Here is an 8724-nt window from a genome sequence, read left to right on the forward strand (position 1 = left end):
GGCAATATTATGCCCTATTCCACCACTAATCGCGCCTTAACCGATTCCGAGCGCCCTCTAGCCGGTTTCTGGCAATGGGTGGAAACAAACGGTCAGAAAGGGCATAACGGTGTAATGGCTTTAATCAATCTGCGGAATTTATTTAAGATCGTGGTTTCGGCCGATGATCGCTACGGACCAATTTTTAATCAGGGTTCGGCGGGAGTGATTCTCGAGGCATTACTACACAATGATTATCCCTTGGGCAGTAAGATACCAATTACTTTTATCGGTTATAGTGGCGGCGCTCAGGTTTCCTTGGGTGCAATTATCTATCTCAAAAAATTCCTGAAAGTACCCATCGAAATGATTTCTCTAGGGGGGGTTTTTAGCGGCAATGTCGGTTTTTTGCAGTTGGATCGGTTCTATCATTTAGTCGGTGAACGGGATACGGTAGAACCGATCGGTCGGACGATTTTTCCCGAACGCTGGCCGATCGCTTGGCTTTCCTACTGGAATCAAGCTCGTCGTCTCGGCATTATCAAGATTATCTCCCTGGGACCTACCCATCATAACGGGGTTATGGGTTATATGGACGGTGAAAGAACCCTCGCCGATGGTCGCACCTGTCGCCAGCAAACCGTGGACACTGTGGCTAAATTAATCTCTTTTCCTTAGCTGCTCTCAAAGTTCCCCAGAAAAATTGAGATTGACTGATCATGGCTATTTAACACTGGTTTGGGGCTATCCTCGCCAATTCCAGCCCAATACCTGTTCCCTCTTATCAAATCGGCTCGATTTTTTTTCTGAAAACCCTTGACAAATGGCGAGACTTGCTTTAGACTTTATGTATAATGGGAATCCGTGCGCCCATATATATAGGGTTTTTGAGGGAAGATAAGAGAGAAAAAAATAGACTCAAAAATCGGGATGGGTAGGAATAGGGATAAAGGTATGAAGACGGAAATTTTCTCTCCCCGACAAGCATTAAACAAAGCATTCCTGAGAGTCAAACCGAGTCGTAGTCAGGTGGAGAAGTTTCAAACCCACCTAGGACAACTCTTGGGGAGTATAAACGAGACAGAATCGGAGGAATTCCATAAAAACCTGCTTGCAGACTTTCTCAAACACAGCTACTACAGTCCCCAACATTTCATCAACACCAAGGGAAGGAATGATTTAGTCATCCATAATGGGAAAGAATCGCGGGATTCCGTGGGGGTGATATTGGAAGTCAAGAAACCCAGCAATAAAAGCGAGATGCTGCGGAGAGACAAACTCAACTGTAAAGCATTACAAGAATTACTCCTCTACTTCCTACGGGAAAGAATAACCGAGAAAAACCTAGAGATAAAACACCTGATTGCTACCAATATATATGAGTGGTTTATCTTCGATGGGAATATCTTCGAGAGACTATTCGCACAAAATCAGGAACTTGTCAGACAGTTTAATGACTTTGAGACGGGGAGACTAACGGGAAAAACCACCGACTTCTTCTATAAACAGATAGGGGAACCCTTCCTTAACTCCAGACTCGATTCCCTGACATACACCCATTTTGACTTGCGGGAATACACCCAAACCATCTGGGAGGACGAACATAACCTCATCAGTCTCTATAAAATCTTTTCTCCCGAACACCTCTTAAAACTCCCCTTTGCGAACGATAGCAACAGTCTCGACAAAAACTTTTATAGTGAACTGCTGCATATCATCGGATTGACAGAGATAAAAGAGGGAGGAAAAAAACTCATCCAACGTCTGCAACCGGCAGCGCGTCAACCCGGTTCGCTGCTAGAGAACGCTATCAGTCAAGTAGAGAGTTTAGATAAAATCTCTCGTTTATCCAATCCCGAAGAATTTGGGGAGACGGAAGAGGAGAGACTATTGAATATCGGTTTAGAGTTGGGGATAACCTGGATAAATAGAATCCTCTTCCTCAAACTATTAGAAGCGCAGATAATTAGGTATCATCGGGGGGATAAGTCGTTAGGGTTTCTCAATTTAGGCAAAATTGCCAACTATGACGACTTAAATCGCTTATTTTTCAGCGTTTTAGCCAAAAAACAGTCAGAAAGAAGCAAAGACATCCAGAATATCTATACTCAGGTTCCCTATCTCAACAGTTCCCTATTTGAACCGACGGAATTAGAACAATCAACCATAGTTATCAGTAACCTGCGTTCGGAGAATTTAGAGATTTTTGCGGGAACAGTCTTAAAGGATAGTCAGGGGAAAAAGCGAACAGGAGAAATCAACGCTTTAGCATACCTATTCGAGTTTCTCAATGCCTACGATTTTAGCAGCGAAGGTGGGGAAGCGATACAGGAGGATAACAAGACTCTTATCAATGCGTCGGTGTTGGGATTAATCTTTGAGAAAATCAACGGATATAAGGATGGTTCCTTTTTCACCCCCGGTTTCATCACTATGTATATGTGTCGGGAAACGATTCGACGCGCAGTGATAGAGAAATTTAACCAGAGTCAGGGATGGGATTGTCAGACTATCGAGGATGTATATAACCGCATCAAAGATAAAACGGCAGCCAATGCTATTATCAATAGTCTCAAAATTTGTGATCCTGCGGTGGGTTCGGGACATTTTCTTGTTTCTGCTTTGAACGAGATAATCGCAATTAAGAGTGAGTTACAGATTTTAGTGGATAAAGAGGGGAAAACTCTCAGGGATTATCGGGTTGAGGTGGTGAACGATGAGTTAATCGTCACCGATGATGACGGTAATCTGTTTGAGTATAATCCCCGCAACCGAGAAAGTCAGCGCGTACAGGAGACTTTATTTCAGGAAAAACAGCGTCTGATTGAGGGGTGTCTCTTTGGAGTTGATATCAATCCCAACTCGGTGAAAATCTGTCGATTGCGTTTATGGATTGAGTTACTCAAGAATGCTTACTACAAAGCAGATAACGAGTTAGAGACGTTACCGAATATCGATATTAATATCAAGGTTGGCAATTCTCTGATTAGTCGCTTTGGGTTATCCAATGATTTACAAGTCTTTTCCCGCAAAAATCGTTTAAGTATCGAGAGTTATAAGGATGCGGTGAGAGTCTATCGCAACGCGGAGGATAAATCGCAAAAGCGCGAGATGGAGAGATTGATAAGTGAGATTAAGAGTAGTTTTCGTCAGACTTTACGGTTAGATAATCCTCTGAAAAAGCGCTTGCGGGGTTTGGAAACGGATTTATATAGTCTAGAGAATCAAATTTTGTTATTTGAGGAGTCACCCAAGGAAAAGAAAGCGCGGGAAAGGAAGATTAGTCAGTTAAGGAATGAGATTGATAAATTACGTCCGCAACTAGAGGAGATTGAAAGCGGTAAGATTTATCATAATGCTTTTGAATGGCGCTTCGAGTTCCCCGAAGTCCTAGACGATAAGGGGGATTTTGTCGGTTTTGATGTGGTAATTGGCAATCCTCCTTATATAAGTATTGAAGATATAACTTGGGACCAGAGAAGATTTTACGAAACCATTTATCAAACGGCTACTGGAAGATTTGACTTGTATTCTCTATTCATTGAGAAAGCAATGCAAATAAAACAGCCAACAGGTGTTTTCACTTACATTATTCCAGGAAAGTTTTTAAACAACAAACAATTTGTTACTGCTCGTAAAATTGTTTGCGATAATCACGGAGTTACGGTTGTAAAAATTGACGAAAAAGTATTTGAAGATGCACAAGTAAATAGTGTAATTGTAGAAAATTATCCCACTACAAAAGCACAATACAAAGCATTTAAAATCACAAGGCAAGAATTGCAACAGCTTTCAGAAACTGAAGTATCAAGTATCTTGAACGATAAGGAGATAATTTTTCGATTAGAAATAAATACCAAATTTGATCACCTCATTGCTAAAATTGAGGCAGATACACTGAAATTAAAAGAAATTGCAGAAGTGAAAGACGGAATTGTTGCAGGTACAATCAAAGACATTTTATACATTGATAAAAAGTTAGACAAAGACAGCCACAAACTTTATTTCGGTAAAAACCTTTCAAGATTTCATTTAGGCACAACTGATGTTTGGGTTAATTATAAACCCGAAGAAATGATGAAGCAAGAAGTTAAAAGACAAGCAGGTAAAAGGTCTGGACTTTGGATGAGAGATAAAAAAATATTTGAGAGAGAAACAATTATTTATCGCAAAGTTGGTAAGGAACTTATTGCCACATATGCAGACAAAGGAATTTACTACGAACAAACGATACATAGTTGCTATATAACAGACAAAAGAGTTAAAACAAAATATGTTTTAGGACTTTTTAATTCTGCCTTGTTCAAGTTCTATTATCAAAAAACAAATTCCCAAGGTGGTGATATTTTTCCACAAATAAGAATTTCATCGGTAGAAAAGCTACCGATAAAACTTGCAGACAGTAAAACACAAGAAACAATTGAAACTCTTGTTAACCAAATTTTAGCCAAGAAATCAGAAGATAATTCTGCCGACACCAGCGAGTTAGAAAAAGAGATTAACCAAATAGTGTATGAATTGTATGGATTAAGCGAGGAAGAAATCGGGATAATAGAGGGGGAAATAAAATAAATATAAATGTAGGGTGTGTTAGCGAAGCGTAACGCACCCAAAAGCATCCCAAAGGACTGACAAAAATTTGATCCCCCTAAATCCCCCTTTTTAAGGGGGACTTAAATTTGATACATTCGTTCTCATGAACTCCCAATCGAACTTTAAAACCCATCTCCGCGCTTCCCCTATACCTTCCTCTTACCTATTGCAAGAGTGCCTTATCTCAACAAGTAATTTAAATTCAGTACAGCTTACACCCAAAAGAATCTCAACCAAAATGCTTGACAAAAGCCAAGACTTGACTTATACTTTTTATATAATGGGAATCCGTGCCTAAATATATATAGGGGTTTTCAGAGAAATTAACGAGCGAAAGAAATAGGGACGAAAAGGAAAGCTTTGCCGCAAGGATTAAAGCTGGTTTGGTTAGACTAACTTTATCAGTACCCTTTGAGGAGAGAAAAGTTATGGCTGAGTCAAAAAGCTGGGATTTTCAGAGATTTTGGCAAACTCTAGACTATTTTGATAGTATTCCCCTGTGGAGTTGTCTGCAAAAGCTGCTCGGTTTCGGGGAAGATAAAAAAAATCAGCTAACAAATGAGCAAGGGATGAAGACCATTTTAGTCATTGGTGGGGAAAATGCGATCGGTAGAAAAGTAATCACCCAACTACAGCAGCAAAACTATCAAATCCGCGCTTTAGTCGATAATATCGAGTCTGCACGTCAATTATTGGCTGAAAATGTCGATTTATTTGCTCTGCAAACCCCGCAATTATTCACAGGGATTGAGAGAATTATCTACTGTCAAGGGGAGAATAACCGCCATAGTTTAGCTAATTTACTCGATTTATTGAAAAATGCTGGGATAACCGCCGAAAAAACCCTCTTTGACTTTAGCAATCCCAGCAGTGATATAAAAGAAATCTGGGGTGCGGTGGATGATGTGGTAATGGGAGGAGTGAGTGAGAGTCAGATAACCCTAACCGGAGGACGAGCGCTCTTTTCCGGTATCGTTAGAACTGAAAATAACGGCGGTTTTGCCTCAGTTCGTACCAGAAACCTGAATCCTCCCCTAAATTTATCTAACTACGAGGGAATAGAATTACAGGTACAAGGGGACGGAAAACGCTATAAATTAATTCTGCGCTGTGAAGGACGTTGGGATGGTATCGGTTACTGTTATTCTTTTGATACACTTGATCGCACTTGGCAAACGATTTCTATTCCTTTTGGCGATTTAATCCCAGTGCTGCGGGCCAAAACCCTGCGGGAGGCAGCACCCTTTGATAGCAGTAGCGTCTATGCTTTGCAGTTAATGCAGAGTAAATTCGAGTACGATGGGGCCTTAAATCCCCGTTTCTCCCCAGGATTATTTGCTTTAGAAATTGTCACAATTAAGGCCTACGGGGGTAAAAACCGCTTAATTATCGTTAAGGAAGGAGAAATCGCCGAAAAAAGCCTTTTAGATGCCAGTGGTTATCCCTACGAAGCGATCGATTCTGCTCAGATTTTCGCTAAACTTAATTAATTTAAATAAGCTTGCATCTCAAGTTAAACTACAGAACATCGGGTTAAGATCATGACTATCGGGAGCATAATTAAGGAGGTATGTTCATGAGTGAACAGAATCCCTACGAACAACTTGGGGTTACTGAAGAATCCTCTTTTGAAGAAATTCAAGAGGCCAAACAAAGACTGGTGCAACAGTATCAAAATGATAGCAAAATTGTCGAATTGATCGAGTCGGCCTACGATTCCGTCCTCATGGATCGACTGCGGATGCGACAGGAGGGTAGAATTAAAGTTCCCGATCGCATTCGTTTTCCTGAACGTCTGACGATTCCGGTGGAAAGTAAACCAGTTACTAGCAGCAAATCTCCTAACTGGTGGCGAAGCTCAATCGATACACCTTCTGCACGGGATATCGGTGTACCAGCAGTGATTTACGCTTGTTTAGGAGCAATAACGCTGTTAGTTCCCGATCCCAGTGGCTCCCTCTTACCGCTGCTCCTAGCTTTTGGCGTTTTCGTTAATATCTATTTTTTCAACCGCAAAGAAAAACGTTTTGGCCGCGCCTTACTGTTCACTCTCGCTGGTTTATTGCTAGGAGTCGCTCTGGGAGCGGGATTAGTCAGTTTAGCGGCCAAGGCTGATTGGAATATTTTCGGCGATCGCCAAATTTATGCGCTCGTCACTTTTCTAATCTTTTGGGTGATTAGTAGTTTTTTCCGTTAACCGAACGCTCGCAGAGAGCCTAAGATCACCTCCAATGCTTCGCCAAGGTTATTGACGATATAATCAGGCTCGTAGCTTTCTAAACGGGAACGGCTGCGAATCCCCGATAATACGCCAATAACCTTAATATTTTGGCTTTTAGCGGCGGCAATATCCGCTTCCGTATCCCCCACCATCCAAGTATCGGCAGCCGCCGGCAGTTCTTTAGCGGCCTTAGCCATAAGCAGGGTTTTGTCGCGCACGTCGTTGGTTTTGGTGTAATTGTTATTTAGACAATAACGACGATTAGCGGCGAAAAAACGACCGATATCGTGGCGATTAAAGGCATGATCTAGCTCGGATACCCGCCGCATCGTCATCACGACTAAATCGATCTTTAACTCTTGGATTTTCTGGAGAGTTTCCAAAGAACCAACCACCGGGCGATCGTGGACAAGATAGGGTAAAGTATGGACAGTTTGACGACGAAGATGGGCAAATTTACGCGCTTGATCTTCATCTAATCCTGACATTTCCCCGATACGCTTCTCAGAAACCTGCTCCCGTTTTAACTGCCAGAATTCCGCTTTCGATAATTCCCCGATAATTTGACCTTTATAGGCGGTTTTCTGTAAACAGTCTTGATAAACTTGGTAATATCGCTCCGATACGTCCATTATCGGGCCGTCAAAGTCGCTAATTAGTCTCAACATCGTTCTAATACTTCTCGCTTTATTAATTTTTATATACAAGTTACCCTAGAGTCTTGACAATGACAAGAGTTTTGTCGGGAAAAAGATTAGGGACCAGGGAAGTGGGGTGTCGGGTGTGGGGTGTGGGGTGTCGGGTGTGGGGTGTGGGGTGTGGGGTGTCGGGTGTGGGGTGTGGGGTGTGGGGTGTGGGGTGTGGGGAGGTGGGGGAATTTCAACTAAAACCCTAAAACCCTAAAACCCCAACCCCTCACTGATCACTGATTACTGATCACTGATTACTGATCACTGATTACTGATCACTGATCACTGATCACTGATGCTTCCCCTTCCCTAGTCTGGACGGTTAGCTTAAAATAAATGTAAGGATATGTAAACTTTCGTAACTATCTCGCCAATTGGCTAACCAATGATCCCAACAACTTCTTTATTCGCACCCGTTGACGATGATCTCCGTCTTTTGACCGATAACTTAAAAAATCTCGTCGGCGCTCGTCATCCCATTTTAGCGGCGGCAGCAGAACATTTGTTCGAGGCCGGTGGTAAACGCGTTCGACCGGCGATCGTGTTGTTAGTGTCTCGCGCTACTATGTTAGACCGGGATATCACTCCCCGTCATCGTCGATTAGCGGAAATCACGGAGATGATCCACACTGCCAGTCTCGTCCATGATGATGTGGTAGATGAGGCGGAATTGCGGCGCGGTGTTCCCACCGTTAACAGTTTATTTGACAATCGCGTGGCGGTTTTAGCGGGGGATTTTCTTTTCGCTCAATCCTCTTGGTATCTAGCTAATTTAGATAATTTAGAAGTGGTAAAATTGCTCTCAGAAGTGATTCGCGATTTTGCTGAAGGGGAAATTCAACAGGGAATTAATCGCTTTGATACCAGTATCTCCTTGGCAGCTTATCTAGAAAAAAGTTACTACAAAACTGCTTCTTTAATTGCCAACAGTGCCAAAGCGGCTGGGGTATTAAGCGAGCAATCAGCTGAAGTTAATCATCATTTATATAATTATGGTCGCAATTTAGGGTTAGCTTTTCAAATCGTCGATGATATTCTCGATTTTACCTCCCCTACGGAAGTATTAGGAAAACCCTCTGGCTCCGATTTGATCAGTGGTAATATCACTGCTCCCGCTCTCTTTGCCATGGAGGAAAATCCCTATATAGAAGTGTTAATCGAACGGGAATTTAGTCAGGAAGGAGACATCGAAAAAGCTCTTGATTTTATTCACTCTAGCCAAGGTATTCCTCGCTCAAAAGA

At 42.1% G+C, this 8724-nt stretch carries 6 protein-coding genes and 1 pseudogene; 5 read left to right on the forward strand and 2 right to left on the reverse strand.

All coding sequences use genetic code 11. The annotated features are described in order from the left end of the window. The 4 genes and pseudogenes from PX481_RS02045 to PX481_RS02060 all read left to right on the forward strand — a co-directional run. A pseudogene (locus PX481_RS02045) lies at positions 1-657 on the forward strand (YIP1 family protein); the annotation flags it as partial. Positions 658-933: 276 nt separating this feature from the next. Then, on the forward strand, positions 934-4551 hold the full coding sequence (locus PX481_RS02050; protein ID WP_288093442.1) for a DUF7149 domain-containing protein: 3618 nt from the start codon (positions 934-936) through the stop codon (positions 4549-4551). 449 nt (positions 4552-5000) lie between these two features. After that, positions 5001-6062 (forward strand): CIA30 family protein, encoded by a 1062-nt coding sequence (locus tag PX481_RS02055; RefSeq protein WP_052276224.1) that lies wholly within the window; start codon positions 5001-5003, stop codon positions 6060-6062. Between the two features lie 86 nt (positions 6063-6148). Continuing rightward, entirely contained in the window at positions 6149-6769 is a 621-nt protein-coding gene (locus PX481_RS02060) for a CPP1-like family protein (RefSeq protein ID WP_288093444.1), read from the forward strand. On the opposite strand, the gene PX481_RS02065 is transcribed toward PX481_RS02060, so the two are convergent. Both PX481_RS02065 and PX481_RS02070 read right to left on the reverse strand, forming a co-directional pair. Continuing rightward, on the reverse strand, positions 6766-7461 hold the full coding sequence (locus PX481_RS02065) for an HAD family hydrolase (RefSeq protein ID WP_288093446.1): 696 nt from the start codon (positions 7459-7461) through the stop codon (positions 6766-6768). The genes PX481_RS02060 and PX481_RS02065 overlap by 4 nt on opposite strands. Before the next feature lie 86 nt (positions 7462-7547). Further along, positions 7548-7676 carry a hypothetical protein gene (locus tag PX481_RS02070; RefSeq protein WP_288093448.1) on the reverse strand — a complete coding sequence of 43 codons (129 nt, stop codon included), beginning with the start codon at positions 7674-7676 and terminating at the stop codon, positions 7548-7550. A gap of 191 nt (positions 7677-7867) precedes the next feature. Between PX481_RS02070 and sds the strand changes: the two genes are divergently transcribed. Continuing rightward, on the forward strand, positions 7868-8724 hold an 857-nt coding region (gene sds, locus PX481_RS02075; protein ID WP_288093450.1), incomplete at its 3' end, for a solanesyl diphosphate synthase.

The organism is Microcystis sp. M53603_WE2 (assembly GCF_030065435.1).

Bases quoted from the DNA above. Each gene is read 5' to 3' on its own strand.
- PX481_RS02050 (WP_288093442.1), top strand. From the start codon at position 934: ATGAAGACGGAAATTTTCTCTCCCCGACAAGCATTAAACAAAGCATTC.
- PX481_RS02055 (WP_052276224.1), top strand. From the start codon at position 5,001: ATGGCTGAGTCAAAAAGCTGGGATTTTCAGAGATTTTGGCAAACTCTA.
- PX481_RS02060 (WP_288093444.1), top strand. From the start codon at position 6,149: ATGAGTGAACAGAATCCCTACGAACAACTTGGGGTTACTGAAGAATCC.
- PX481_RS02065 (WP_288093446.1), bottom strand. From the start codon at position 7,461: ATGTTGAGACTAATTAGCGACTTTGACGGCCCGATAATGGACGTATCG.